The 13,508-nt window shown below is 68.1% G+C and carries 10 protein-coding genes; all 10 read right to left on the minus strand.

Annotation, left to right across the window (positions count from 1 at the left end):
* Window positions 1-22: 22 nt before the first annotated feature.
* The 10 genes from eda to GCU42_RS06315 are packed head-to-tail and all read right to left on the minus strand — an operon-like array spanning window position 23 to window position 13,499.
* Window positions 23-637 carry a bifunctional 4-hydroxy-2-oxoglutarate aldolase/2-dehydro-3-deoxy-phosphogluconate aldolase gene (eda, locus tag GCU42_RS06270; RefSeq protein WP_114226739.1) on the minus strand — a complete coding sequence of 205 codons (615 nt, stop codon included), beginning with the start codon at window positions 635-637 and terminating at the stop codon, window positions 23-25.
* Entirely contained in the window at window positions 634-1,605 is a 972-nt protein-coding gene (locus GCU42_RS06275) for a glucokinase (RefSeq protein ID WP_114226740.1), read from the minus strand. The genes eda and GCU42_RS06275 overlap by 4 nt, the downstream gene beginning before the upstream one ends.
* Window positions 1,602-3,446, minus strand: coding sequence for a phosphogluconate dehydratase (gene edd, locus GCU42_RS06280; protein ID WP_205214935.1), 1,845 nt, complete (start codon window positions 3,444-3,446; stop codon window positions 1,602-1,604). Before edd ends, GCU42_RS06275 begins: the two co-directional genes overlap by 4 nt.
* Window positions 3,446-4,147 (minus strand): 6-phosphogluconolactonase, encoded by a 702-nt coding sequence (pgl, locus tag GCU42_RS06285; protein WP_114226742.1) that lies wholly within the window; start codon window positions 4,145-4,147, stop codon window positions 3,446-3,448. Before pgl ends, edd begins: the two co-directional genes overlap by 1 nt.
* A complete protein-coding gene (zwf, locus tag GCU42_RS06290; RefSeq protein WP_114226743.1) occupies window positions 4,140-5,603 on the minus strand; it encodes a glucose-6-phosphate dehydrogenase in 1,464 nt (487 codons plus the stop codon). Before zwf ends, pgl begins: the two co-directional genes overlap by 8 nt.
* Window positions 5,600-7,114: a tryptophan halogenase family protein gene (locus tag GCU42_RS06295; protein ID WP_114226744.1), complete on the minus strand. Its 1,515-nt coding sequence runs from the start codon at window positions 7,112-7,114 to the stop codon at window positions 5,600-5,602. Before GCU42_RS06295 ends, zwf begins: the two co-directional genes overlap by 4 nt.
* Window positions 7,111-8,022: an alpha/beta hydrolase gene (locus GCU42_RS06300; protein ID WP_240309353.1), complete on the minus strand. Its 912-nt coding sequence runs from the start codon at window positions 8,020-8,022 to the stop codon at window positions 7,111-7,113. Before GCU42_RS06300 ends, GCU42_RS06295 begins: the two co-directional genes overlap by 4 nt.
* The gene (locus GCU42_RS06305) at window positions 8,019-10,073 is read right to left on the minus strand and encodes a glycoside hydrolase family 97 protein (protein WP_114226745.1); all 2,055 of its coding nucleotides are present in this window, start codon (window positions 10,071-10,073) and stop codon (window positions 8,019-8,021) included. The genes GCU42_RS06300 and GCU42_RS06305 overlap by 4 nt, the downstream gene beginning before the upstream one ends.
* Entirely contained in the window at window positions 10,070-11,689 is a 1,620-nt protein-coding gene (locus GCU42_RS06310; protein WP_114226746.1) for an alpha-glucosidase, read from the minus strand. The genes GCU42_RS06305 and GCU42_RS06310 overlap by 4 nt, the downstream gene beginning before the upstream one ends.
* On the minus strand, window positions 11,676-13,499 hold the full coding sequence (locus GCU42_RS06315; protein WP_240309354.1) for an alpha-amylase family glycosyl hydrolase: 1,824 nt from the start codon (window positions 13,497-13,499) through the stop codon (window positions 11,676-11,678). The genes GCU42_RS06310 and GCU42_RS06315 overlap by 14 nt, the downstream gene beginning before the upstream one ends.
* Window positions 13,500-13,508 lie beyond the last annotated feature (9 nt).

Below are 13,508 nucleotides of genomic sequence, written 5' to 3' on the forward strand. Positions count from 1 at the left end.
CGATCCACAAGCGAGAGGTTGATCAGTTCCGACCGAGAACCGCCGCGGCACGTCCCAGCTCGCCGATCCGGCCAAGGTCGGTCTCGCCCGCCAGCACGATCCAGCTCCCGCCGACGCAGCTCACCGCCGGGTGGGCGAGCCACTGGGGGGCGGTGGCGGCGGTGATCCCACCGGTCGGACAGAAGCGGACCTGGCCGAAGGGACCGGCGAGCGCTTTCAGCGCGGACAGGCCCCCGCTGGTCTCGGCCGGAAAGAATTTGAAGCGAGTGAGGCCGTGGTCGAGGCCGCGCATGATGTCGGCGGCGGTGGCGACGCCGGGCAGGTAGGCAACCCCGCTGGCGATCGCCGCGCGGCTGAGGCTGTCGGTTAGGCCGGGGGCGACGATGAACTCAGCGCCGGCCTCCAGCGCCTGGTCGAGCTGGGCGGGGTTGAGCACCGTGCCCGCGCCGACGATCGCGCCCGGCACCTTGGTCATCGCGCGGATCGCGTCGAGCGCCTGCGGCGTGCGCAGCGTGACCTCGAGCACCGGCAGGCCGGCGGCGACCAGCGTCTCGGCCAGCGCGGCGGGATCGATGCTGCCGTCGAGCACCAGCACCGGGATCACAGGGGCGGCGGTCATCACCTCGTCGATGGTCATCCATGCTCCTTGGCGAAGGCCGCTGCGGCGCCGAACAGGCCCGGTTGCGGGTAGGTGATGAGCTTGACCGGCATGTCGTCCATCATGCGCTCGAACCGGCCCTTGGCGATGAAGCGGTCGCGAAAGCCCGAGCGCGGCAGATGGTCGGCAAGCCGCAATCCAAGGCCACCACCGATCGCCACTGCCGACGCGCCCTGCGCCAGCGCGAGGTCGCCCGCGACCGCGCCGAGCGTGAGGCAGAAGCGATCGAGCGCTGCGGCGGCGAGGCTGTCGCTGCCCGCCATCGCGGCGGTCCACAGCTCCTTTTCGTCGTGGAAGCCCGACGGGCGCTGCTCGACGCTGGCGAGCGCCTCGTAGATGTTCATCAGGCCGCGGCCCGAGATCAATCGCTCGACCGAGACCCGGCGGAAGCTGCGGCGCAATTCGGTGAGGATGCGATCCTCGAGCGCGTCGAGCGGTGCAAAGTCGACGTGCCCGCCCTCGGTCTGCAGCACCTCATAATGGCCGGGCCGACGCAGCAGCCCGGCGACCCCGAGCCCGGTGCCCGGGCCGAGGATGGTGACAACGCCAGTCTCGGGCAGCGCCCGGTCGGGACCGCACAAATGGGTGAAGGCGCTGGCATCGAAGGCGGCGACGGCATGGGCGACCGCGCCGAAATCGTTGACGATCGTGTAGCGCTCGGCGCCCAATTTCTCGCCGATCAGCTTGGGCCGGATCACCCACGGATTGTTCGTGAGCTTGAGCAATTCGCCGCCGACTGGCCCGGCGAAGGAGATGGCGAGCTCCTTGGGCATCGGGATGTGGATGCGGCGGCCAAACTCTTCCCAGGCGGTCTGGAAACTGGCGTGCTCGGCGGTCTTGAGGGTAACCGGCTCGGACAGGTCGACGACCTTGCCGGCGTCGATGGTGGCGAGCGCGAAGCGGGCGTGGGTGCCGCCGATGTCGGTGGTGACGATCTGGCGGCTCATGGCGCGGCGAACTCCGGGTGGGGCGCCGACTGCTGCTCGGCCTCCATCAGCGCGAGCATGGCGGAGGCGCCGCGCTCGGCATCGTCGCAGTCGCGGCGCATCAGCGCGAACAGCTCGCGGCCGGTGCCCTCGGGCGGCGCGGTCGGGGCGGCGGGCTCGTGGGCGGCGAGGTCGATCCCGACCGCTTCAAGCGAGCCGTCATCGCCCGACAGGCGGACCACGTCGCCATCGCGGAGGCGCGAGAGTGGACCTCCGCCGAGCGCTTCGGGTGACACGTGGATCGCGGCGGGGACCTTGCCGCTGGCGCCCGACATGCGCCCGTCGGTCACCAGTGCGACGCGGTGGCCGCGGTCCTGGAGCACGCCGAGCGTCGGGGTGAGCTTGTGCAGTTCGGGCATGCCGTTGGCGCGCGGGCCCTGGAAACGGACCACGACCACCACGTCGCGGTCGAGCTCGCCGGCCTGGAAGGCCTTGAGCACCGCGTCCTGGTCGGAGAAGATCCGCGCCGGCGCCTCGATCGTCCAGCGGCTCGGGTCGACCGCGCTGGTCTTGAAGGTTGCGCGGCCAAGGTTGCCTTTGACCAGGCGCATGCCGCCATCGGCCAGGAATGGCGTCGCGACCGGACGGAGCATGGTGTCGTTGCGGCTTTCGCCGGCGTCGACCCAGGTCAGTCGGTCGCCGTCGAGGTGGGGGTTGCCGTGCCAGGCGCTGAAGTCGTCGGCGCCGGCGGTGACGAGGTCGGCGTGGAGCAGGCCCGCAGCGGTCAGTTCGCGCGCAACGAAGGCGGTGCCCCCGGCATAATGGAAGTCGTTCACGTCGCCCGAGCCATTGGGATAGACCCGCGCGATCAACGGCACGGCAGCGGACAGCTCGTCGAAGTCCTGCCAGTCGATGCGGATGCCGGCGGCGCGGGCGATCGCCGGCAGGTGGATGGCGTGGTTGGTCGAGCCGCCGGTCGCGAGCAGGCCGACCATCGCGTTGACGATGGCACGCTCGTCGACGCACTCGGCCAAGGTACGCTGCTTGCCCGCGGCGAGCTCGGCAACGCGGTGGACGGCGGCGCGGGTCAGCGCCTGGCGGAGCGGCGTGTTCGGCTGGACGAAGGCGCTGTTGGGGATATGCAGACCCATCAGCTCCATCATCATCTGGTTGGAGTTGGCGGTGCCGTAGAAGGTGCAGGTGCCCGGCGCGTGGTAGCTGGCGCTTTCGCTGGCGAGCAGCTCGTCGCGGCCGACCTTGCCCTCGGCATAAAGCTGGCGGACCCGCTGTTTTTCCTTGTTGGGGAGTCCGGACGGCATCGGCCCGCCGGGGATTAGCAGCATCGGCAAATGGCCGAAGCGGAGCGCGCCGATCAGCAGGCCGGGGACGATCTTGTCGCAGATGCCCAGCAGCGCCGCGCCCTCGAACATCCCGTGGCTCAGCGCGACCGCGGTCGACAGGGCGATGGTGTCGCGGCTGAACAGCGACAGATCCATTCCGTCCTGCCCCTGGGTGACGCCGTCGCACATCGCCGGGACGCCGCCTGCGACCTGCGCGGTCGCGCCGACTTCGCGGGCGTAAATCTTCATCTGCTCGGGGAAGCGCGCATAGGGTTGATGGGCGCTCAGCATGTCGTTGTAGGCGGTGACGATGCCGATGTTCGGTCCGGCGCGCGTGCGGATGCGGTCCTTGTCGCCCTCCGACGAGGCGAAACCGTGGGCGAAGTTACCGCACGACAGGCGCCCACGATTGATCCCGCTCTCGGACTGGCGCTGCATCAGCTCGAGATAGCGGCGGCGGGTCGGCCGGGACTTCTCGACAATGCGACCGGTGATCGCGGCGATGCGGGGATCGAGCGCCATCAGGCGAGCCAGTGGATGTCGATCGGCTGCTCGGCCTCGGCCAGCACCCGGCCGATCGGCAGCTTCGAGCTGTGCCCGTCGGCGATCGCCTGCTCGAGCAATACCTTTTTCTTCTCGCCGGTAATCGTGATCAGGATCGCGCGGGCCGACAGAATGGCGGCACGCGTGAGGGTCACGCGTGCAACCGGCGCCTCGGGCGGCAGGGGATCGGGCATGACCCCAACCATCCGCCGCGCCTTGGGGGCGTTCAGCGCATCCTCGAGGTCGGGCCCGGGGAAGATCGAGGCGGTGTGGCCGTCCTCGCCCATGCCGAGCCAGACGAGGTCGGGCGGCCAGCGCAGGTCAGCCAGTTTCGCGTCGGCCGAGTTGCCGGCCAGCTTGTAGTCCGGGATCATCGACGCGGTCGGGAACACCCGCGCCCCGGTGCTGATGAAGCTCTGCGCGATCAGGCGGATGTTGCTTTTCTCGTCGCTCATCTCGACCAAGCGGTCGTCGGTCGGGATGATGGTGGTCTGCTTCCACGGCAACTTCTGCTTGGCCAGCTTGGCGAAGATGGGCTTGGGTGTGTTGCCGCCCGGCAGCGCGATCAGGCAGTCGCCGCGCGCATCGACCGCGCTTTCGACGATGAAGCCGACGTCCCCGGCGACCGCGTCGGCGAACTCGCCCGCGTCGTCATATTCCCACCATTCGGCTTCAATCATTCCAGCTCACTCCATCGCGCTCGGCCAGGGCAATCGCCGCGGTGGGTCCCCAGTTCCCGCTGCCGTAGCTGCGGGGCTTGAGCCCGGCCGCGGTCCACGCCGCGCGTACGCCGTCGATCCACTGCCACTGCGCCTCGACCTCGTCGCGGCGCACGAACAAGGTGGGGTCGCCTTCGATCAAATCCAGCAGTAGCCGTTCGTAGGCGATCCGCCGGCGGGTGTCGGCGAAGGCATCGGCGAGGCGGATGTCGAGCGGCACCTCGCGCAGGCGGATGCCGCCGCGGTCGAGCCCGGGCATCTTGGCCATCAATTCGAGGCTGATATTCTCCTCGGGTTGGATCGAGATCACCAGCCGATTGGGAACCGTGTGCGCGCCCTTGGCGGCGAACATGCTGTGGGGCACGTGCTTGAAAGTGATCACGATCTCGGTCGAGCGCTCGGGCATGCGCTTGCCGGTGCGCAGGTAGAAGGGCACGCCGGCCCAGCGCCAATTGTCGAGCTGCGCCTTCAAGGCGACGAAGGTCTCGGTGTCCGACGGGCGGCCGAGCTCGTCGAGATAGGCGCCGACCGGCTTCCCGCCGACCGCCCCGGCCCCGTACTGGCCGGTCACCACATGGGTGGCAACGTCGGCGGCCGTGATCGGGCGGAGCGAGCGCAGCGCCTTGACCTTTTCATCGCGAATGGCGGTCGCGTCGAAGTTGGCAGGCGGCTCCATCGCGACCAGCGCGACAAGCTGGAGCATGTGGTTCTGGACCATGTCCCTGAGCGCGCCGGCGCCGTCGTAATAGTCGCTGCGCCCTTCGAGACCGACCGTCTCGGCGACGGTGATCTGGACGTGCGCGATATACTGGCTGTTCCACAACGGCTCGAACAGCAGGTTGGCGAAGCGCAGCGCGAGCAGGTTCTGGACCGTTTCCTTGCCGAGATAATGGTCGATCCGGAAGGTCTGCTCCTCGGGAAAGGCCTTGACGACCGCGTCATTGATCTCGCGGCTGGAGGCGAGGTCGGTGCCGAGCGGCTTTTCGAGCGCCATGCGGACATTGGGCCCGGCCAGCCCGGCCGCCTCGAGATTGTCGATGGTCGGCTTGAACAGCGAAGGCGCTGTCGAAAGGAAAATGGCGATGCCGGCGTTACGGTCGGGAACGGCGGCGGCGAGGCGGGCGAAGCCTGCGGCGTCGGTCGCGTCCAATTGGACGTAGCTCAGCCGGGCGACGAAGCGGTCGAGCACCGCGGCGTCGACATATTGCGCGGCGACATGCTCGGCGATCGCCTGGCGGGCGTGGTCGCGGAAATTCTCGTCGCTGTGTTCGCTGCGCGCGGTGGCGAGGACCTTGAGGCCAGCGGGAAGCAGCCCGTCGAGGTCGAGCCCGTAGAGCGAGGGCAGCAGCATCCGCGCGGCGAGGTCGCCGGTGGCGCCGAACAGGATCAGGGTGGCGACAGGCGAGCGGTCGGTCATGCGGCGAGTGCGTCCTGCGGCAACCGGGCGAGCGCCTCGGCATGGCTGGGGAAGTTCATGGCGCAACCGCCGACGAAGCGGTCTATCTCGGACATGTCGATGCGCCTGACATCCGAACCCGGCGGGCGCAAGCGCTCAGGGCCGGGATAATTGCCGTAGCCGCCGAGCAGACAGTGCCAGCTCAAGGGTGGATAAATGTCGGCGATGCCCTGATCGTGCAGTTCGCGGACCAGATCCTCGCCGGTGAACCAGGCGGTGATGATGCCTTTCAAACTGTCGCTGAGCCGGTCGTGGCTGGTCGCCTCCTGCCAGTAGGGCGTGTCGCGGCGCCCGGCGGTGCGATAGTGGCAGACGAGATAGTCGCGGATGCCTTCGTAGCGGCGGGCGATCGCGGCATTTAAGGCGTCGCGCTCGCTTCGCTCCCAGGCGGCGATGAAGCCTTCGACGGTGGCGATGACGAGGTGCAATGCGGTCGCCTCGAGCGGTTCGAGAAAGCCCTGCGCGAGCCCGATGGCGAGGCAGTTGCGGACCCAGCTGCGCTCGACCCGGCCGCAGCGCATCGCCAGGTGGCGGACCTCGACGTCGGGGGCGAGCCCGCAATGCTCGCGCAACTCGGCCGCGGCGGCATCATCGTCGATGAAGCGCGAAGAATAGACGTAGCCGTTGCCGGCGCGACTGGTCAGCGGGATGTGCCAGATCCACCCCGCGCTTTTGGCCGTGGCGGTAGTCTGGGCCTTGGGGCCGCCGGCGGGCAGCTCGGTCGGCGCAACCACCGCGCGGTCGTTGAACAGATTGTCGGCGAAACTCAGGTGCCGCTCGCCCAGCGCGCCCTCGATGATTGCCGCGCGAAACCCGCTCGCATCGAGGAACAGGTCGGCCTCGAAGCGGCGGCCGTCGTCGGCGACCAGCGCGGCGACGTCGCCTTCCTCGCTCCGCTCGACCTCGGCGATGGTCGCGGCGGCATGAGTGACCCCGCGCCCGACGGCGATCTCGCGCAGCGTCGCGCCGACCAGATGCGCGTCGAAATGATATCCGTAGCTGGTGTGGAAGGGGAAATTGGCGGGTGCCAGCGGAGCCTTGCCCTCGGCGGCGATCCGGCTGGCGAGAAAGAAGGGATCGGGATGGCCCGGCGTATCGCGGCCGCTGCGGCGGGCGTGCGCGGAGTAGAAGAACTTGCCCTCCGTGAAGCGGTCGACCTCAGTCGGGAAGGGATGGAAATAGCGCTCGAAGCCGGGCTTGTCCGACCAGCCGCGGAACTCGATCCCCGCCTTGTAGGTGGCGTTGCAGCGCGGCATCCACTCAGCCTCGGCAACGCCGATCTTGTCGAAGAAGGCCTTAAGCTGTGGGGTGGAGCCCTCCCCCACCCCGATGATCCCGATCGCCGGGCTTTCGATCAGGGTGATCTGAGTCCCCTGCCCGCCCCACTCATGCTGCAGCAGGTTGGCGGCCATCCAGCCGGCGGTGCCGCCGCCGAGGATGACGATCCGGCGCGGGGCCGGGCGAAGGCTCACTTCTTCCAGTCCGCCAGCAGCCAGCCCCACATCTCGGGCAGCCGCGCCGCCCAGGCATATTCCTCATGCGCTGCGCCCTGGAAGACCCGGCTGCGGTAATTGGCATCGGTCCAGCCGAGCTGCTTCAGATCGGCGTCGACCGCGGTCTGGTAGGGCGCATAGTTGGAATCGAGCGTCTCGGTGCCATGGTCCATCCACAGCTTGCGCCCGCGCGGCGCGCCCATCCGGGTGGTCAGCCATGCGGCCCAGTCGCGCTTGACGATGTCCGCCAGCTCGGGCCGCGCCTTGATCGTGTCGGGATCGATGAGCGGGGTGTGGGTCGACACCGCCGCCGCCTTGCCGAACACGTCGGGCCGCTCGCCAAGCAGGTAGATGCTGATGAGGCCGCCCATGCTCGAGCCAGTGGTCGCGGTAAACCTCGCCTGCGGCCGGGTGCGGTAGGTGCGGTCGATCAGCGGCTTCAATTCGTCGGCGAGGAAGCTGACGTAGCCATCGCCCTGGAGCGGCCCGGTCTTGCCGGCAATGCCGCGGGCGAGAACCGGGTCGGCGACCTTGTCAGGGAAGTAGCGCTGGTAGCGCAGCGGCCCGGGATGGTTGATGCCGACGATGATGAACGGCGCGACCTTGTGCGCGGCGATGAGCTGCAGCGCGGCTTTGTCGGCCGCCCACACCTTGTTGTAGCCCGACCGCTCCTTGAAGAAGAGGTTCTGCGCGTCGTGCATGTAAACGACCGGGTAGCGGCGCGCCTTGTCGCGGTCGTAGCGCGGCGGGAGCCAGGTGACGGTGTGGATCGGGCCGAAAGCCTTGGACGGCACATCGGCCTCGACGAAGCGGCCGGTATCCGCGGCGGCGAGCGCCGGCGTCGCGACCAGCAACGCCAGTAGCGCGAGGAGGAAGCGGAGGATCATCGGCCGAGCCTCACGAAGCGGACCGCGAAACCGCCGCCCGGCGCGATCCGGATCGGCATGGTGTCGGCGGCGGTGACGGTGCGCTGCTCGATGACGATGCTGCGCGGATTGGTACGGAAGTCGGCGGTGTCGCCGTCACGGTAGATCTCCGCCCGGTAGCGCGCGCCCTTGTCGAGGAAGGACAAAGGCAGGTTCAGCCGGCGCTCCTGCTCGTCGGTGATGCCGCCGAGGAACCAGGTCGGCTTGCCCCGCTCCCGCCTCGCGAACACCCCATACTCACCGACCTTGCCGGCGACCATGCGGGTGTCGTCCCAGTCGACCGCGACGTCTTTGATGAACTGGAAGGCAGCGCGGTTGGCCTGGTAATTCTCCGGCAGGTCGGCGGCCATCTGGATCGGCGAATAGATCACCACATAATAAGCCAGCTGGCGAGCCAGCGTCGACGGGATCGGCGTGTTGCCGCGGCCCATCAGGCTGAGGATGCCCGGGGTGAAGTCGAACGGCCCGCCCAGCATGCGGGTGAAGATCATCGCCGTGTCGTAGTGCGGCGGATTCTTGGGCACGCCCCAGGCGTTATATTCCATCCCGCGCTGGCCCTCGCGGCTGACCCAGTTCGGGTAGGTGCGCCTGAGGCCGGTGTCCTTGATCGGCTCGTGCGCGTCGATGCTGATGTGATATTTCGCGGCCTCGGTCACGACCCGGAGGTGGTGCCGGCTCATGATCTGGCCTTCGTGCCATTCGAAGCTGATCCGCCCGTCGGGCAACCGCGCCTGGACCCCGCCCGCATCGGACACGTAGCCGGTCTTGACCGTGTCCTCGCCATGGGCACGGGCGAAGGCCATCGCGGCGTCGAGTTGCGCTTCGTAACTGGCGATGTTGGCGCTGGTTTCGTGGTGGCCGATCAGGTGGACGCCTTTGGCGAGGCCGTATTTGCTGACCGCGTTGATGTCGAAGTCCGGGGTATTCTCGGCGAAGCGGAAGTCCCAGCCGTTGGCGAACCAGTCGCCGTCCCAGCCCTTGTTCCAGCCCTCGACCAGCAGCCCGGTGAAGCCGTTGGCGGCGGCGAAGTCGATCATCTTCTTGGCATAGGCGGTGGTGGCGCCGTGCTTGGGCCCGGTCGCCCAGCTCTGCTCGTCGAGGTGCATCCCCCACCAGATGCCCATATATTTGCGGGGCTTGACCCAGCTGACGTCGCCCAGCTTGTTGGATTCATTGAGGTTCAGGAACTCGGCGTTGGCGGCGTAGAGCGACGGCGCGTCCGGCGTGATCAGGATCACCCGCCACGGGGTCTCGAACGGCAGGTCGCGGACCACCGCCGGGCCGCTCGACGAGGGGGTGAGCATCGCCTTGAGCTCGAGCCCCTGCACCCGGCCGATGTTCATGCCCGAATAATTGACCAGCGCGGCCTCGTGGATAGCGAGGTGGAGCCCGCTCTTGGTCACCATGGTGAACGGCGTCTGGGCCTGGCCGATGCCGTCGATGGCGGTGTGGTTGTAGAGCTGCTCCTCGCGGTTGCTCTCGAACGCGGGCGCCCACCAGGCGTCACCATCCTCGGCGAGGTGGAACTGGGTCAGTTCCTCGGTGATGTTGGCGGTCTTGAGGTTGGGCTGCTGCGGGAATTCGTAGCGGAGAGCGACCGCGTCGTTGAACAAGCGGAAGCGGACGCGGAGGATGCGCTTGAGCTTGTCCTTCTCCTGGAAGGTAGCGGTCAGCTCATTGTGGTGGTCGCGGACCGAGCGCCATTCGCCCCACGGCTGCTGCCACGTCTCGTCCTTGCTGCCCTTTTCGGCGGAGACGAAGCCGAAGTTGCGCAGCATCTGCGGCGCGTCGGCAAAGAGGAAGCCAAGGTGGCTTTCGGTGATCACCGGCTGCGTGCCGCGGGTCACCTGATAGCCGATCCGCCCTTCGCCATTGAGGGTCAGTGCGACCTTGAGCTGGCCGTCGGGCGAAGTCGCGCTCGCCAGCGCCGAGTCCGCCAGCCCGGATTGTTCGACTTGGGCGGCGGCCGGCACCGCGAACAACAGAGCAATGAACGCGAGCAGCAGCTTCATCGGATTTCCTCGATCAGGGCGGCGTAGGGGCCGAGGGCATCGGCTAGCACAGTTCCGGTCTCGATCAGCGCGCCATTATTGCGGCGGAGCGGGACTTCGTCGGGCGACAGGTTGAAGGTGCAGCGCAGCCGCTGACGCTCATGCACCCGCTCGAAGCAGAGCTTGCGGTCGCTGGCGGTGATCAATTCGAAGTCGCCCCAGCTCAATGCCGGCGACGAATGGCGCAGGGCAAGCACGCGGCGGGTAAAGGCGAGGATGCTGGCAGGATCCCCGTCTTGCCGGTCGACCGCCAGCGCGGCATGGTCGGGACCGAGCGGCAGCCACGGCTCACCGGTCGAGAAGCCGTTGGCGTCGTTCGCCTGGCCGCGCCACGGCATCGGCGTGCGAGCACCGTCGCGGCTCAACGTCTGCGGCCAGTTGGCGATCGCCTCGGGATCGCGCAGCTTATCGAAGGGCACGTCGACCTGGGTGAGCCCAAGCTCTTCGCCCTGGTAGAGGATGATCGTCCCGCGCAGCGCAGCCAGCAGCAGCAGCTTGGTGCGCGCGAACTGGTCGCGGTGGGCCGGGGCGACCCAGCGCGACACCGCCCGCGGCGCGTCGTGATTCTCGAACGCCCAGCTCGGCCAGCCCGTCCCGGCAGTGGCCGGCCAGGCGGCGGCGGTCGCGGCGACCAGCCGCGGGGTCAGCGCGGAGGCGTAGAGAAAATCGAACCCGTAGGCGCTGTGCAGCCGGTCGGTGCCCGCGGTGAAGGCGTGCATCTCGCCCAGCGCCTGCTCGCCCCCGACCTCGGCCAACGCGAAGCGATCGCCATAGCTGTCGATCATCGCGCGCAACCGCTCGATGAAGCCGATGATCGCCGGGTGCGACTGATTGTGGATGTGCTGCTGGAAATCGAACGGACGCGTCCGCTTGCCCGGCGTCGTGACCGGCGGATTATCGGTCAGCGCCGGATTGTGCATCGCGAAATTGAGCGCGTCGAAGCGGAAACCGTCGACCCCGCGGTCGAGCCAGAAGCGGGTCACCGCCAGCAGCGCATCCTGCACCGCCGGCAGGTGAGCGTTGAGCTGCGGCTGCTCCTTCAGAAAACTGTGATGGTAATATTGCTCGCGTCGCGCGTCCCACGTCCACGACGGGCCGCCGAATACTGACTGCCAGTTGTTCGGCGGCGAGCCGTCGGGCTTGGCGTCGGCCCAAACGTACCAGTCGGCCTTGGGATTGGTGCGGCTCGAGCGGCTTTCCTGGAACCAGGGGTGCTGGTCGCTGCTGTGCGAATAGACCTGGTCGATGATGACCTTGAGCCCGAGCTCGTGCGCTCGGGCGAGCAAGGCATCGAAGTCGGCCAGGCTGCCGAACAGCGGATCCACCGCGCAATAATCGGCGACGTCGTAGCCGAAGTCCTTCATCGGCGAGGTGAAGAAAGGCGAGATCCAGATGCAGTCGACGCCAAGGCTCGCGACATGATCGAGGTTGCGGGTGATGCCCGCCAGATCGCCGACCCCGTCACCGTTGGTGTCGGCGAAGCTGCGCGGATAGATCTGATAGACCGAGGCGCCCTTCCACCAGGGCTCAGTGCGCGCGGCGGCGGGCAAGGCGGTCGCGGCCTCAGCGATCGGCATGACAGATCGCGTAGCCGAGCGCCGGCAGGGTAATCCGAGCGCTGCCCGGCGCCTGTAGCGTCGGACAGTCGCCCGCCAGCCTGGTGAAGCCGCGGGTCGCGGTGGCGAGCGCGACGTTGCGCGTGATCGGCGCGTTCGAGGTGTTGACGAGGACCAGCACCTCGTCCTCGCCCAGCAGCCGCGAGAAAGCGAGCAGGCCGGGCTTGTCCTCGGTCGCGCGAACGATCGTCGCCCCGCGGCGCAGCGCCGGCTGGGCGGTGCGGATCGCGCTCAATTCGGCAATCAGGCGGTAGAGTGGGTGGTCGGTAGCGAAATTCTCGACCGCGTTAGTGCGGGTGGAGCCGAGCAACCTGTCCTCGTTGTAGATCGCCACTTTCGAGGGAAACAGCGGCTGGCGCGAGCCCTGGTCGCCGCCGCGGCCAACGAAGCCCTGCTCGTCGCCCGAATAGATCGTCGGCGCACCGCGCGCGGTGAGAATCAGCACGTGGCCGAGCATCACCCGCTGGAGCAACTCGGCGTCGCTAGCCTGCGGCAGCTCCTTCTTCATGAACATGGCGAAGCGGCCGGCGTCATGGTTGCCGATGAATGTCGGCAGCTGCTGCGCGCTCGCCGGCCCGCCCTCGTAGAGCACGTCCTGGGCGAAGAAGTCGCGCCACTGCTCGGTCCCGGACTTGCCCGAGACGGTGGCGATGGTCGTCACCCCGAAAGCGAAGTCGAGTACCGCCGGCAACTTGTCCTCGCGGGTGTAGCGCGCGGTGCGACCGGGCTGGCCGCTGTCGTCGAACACCTCACCGAAGATGTGGAAGTTGGGGATGCCCTTGGCCTTGGCGCGGGCGAGCATCGCCGGCACGAACTGCTGCCAGAATTCGGGGTTCACGTGCCGCGCGGTGTCGATGCGGAAACCGTCGATGCCGTATTTGTCGATCCACGCGCCGTAGATGTCGATGAAGCCGGCGACCACGCGCGGGTTCTCGGTCATCACGTCGTCGAGCCCGCCGAAATCGCCGAGCCGCGCGGATTCACCGCTGAAGGTCGAGTTGCCGCGGTTGTGATAATAGATCGGGTCGTTGAGCCATGCCGGAACCTTGATGGTCTTCTCGGCCGCTGGGACCTCGACGGTGTAGGCGTAATTGGGGTCGGTCAGCTTGGCGAAGTTGGCCGGGCTATGATCCTCGGCACCGGCGAAGCCGGGGTTGATCGCCGCCCCCGCCGGGCCGCCCCGCCGCTGATAGGGATAGTCGGCGACGCTGCGGTAGGGGCACTCCTGCTTGCCCTGGCATTCCTTGAGCTGGATCACATCCGCCGTGTGGTTGGCGATGATGTCCATATAGACCTTCATGCCCCGCGCGTGCGCGGCGGCGACCAGCGCGGCGAAATCGGCGTTGGTGCCGAGGTGCGGGTCGACCTTGGTGAAGTCGGTGATCCAGTAGCCGTGATAGCCCGCGCTTTCGTGGCCCGGACCTCCCTGCACCGCCTTGTTGGTGAAGATCGGCCCGACCCAGATGGCGGTGACTCCCATCCCCTTGATGTAGTCGAGGCGCTTGATCAGCCCCTTCAAGTCCCCGCCCTCGTAGAAGGCGGTCGAGGTCGGGTCGTATCCGGTATGCAGCCGGTCGCCCTTGAGGCCGCCGCGATCGTTGCGCGAATCGCCATTCTCGAACCGGTCGGGCAGCAGGAAATAGATGATCTCGTCCTGCGGCAGGCGGGCGCGATAGTCGGCTGCCGGCGCGGCGGCGGGCGGCGCGGCCAGCGCCGGCACGGCGGTCAGCGCGGCAAGCCCCGCAGCAAGCATGGTCAGGCGGCGCGTCATGGTCATTCC

Origin of the sequence: Sphingomonas ginsengisoli An et al. 2013 (assembly GCF_009363895.1) — a bacterium.
Lineage (GTDB): Bacteria > Pseudomonadota > Alphaproteobacteria > Sphingomonadales > Sphingomonadaceae > Sphingomicrobium > Sphingomicrobium ginsengisoli.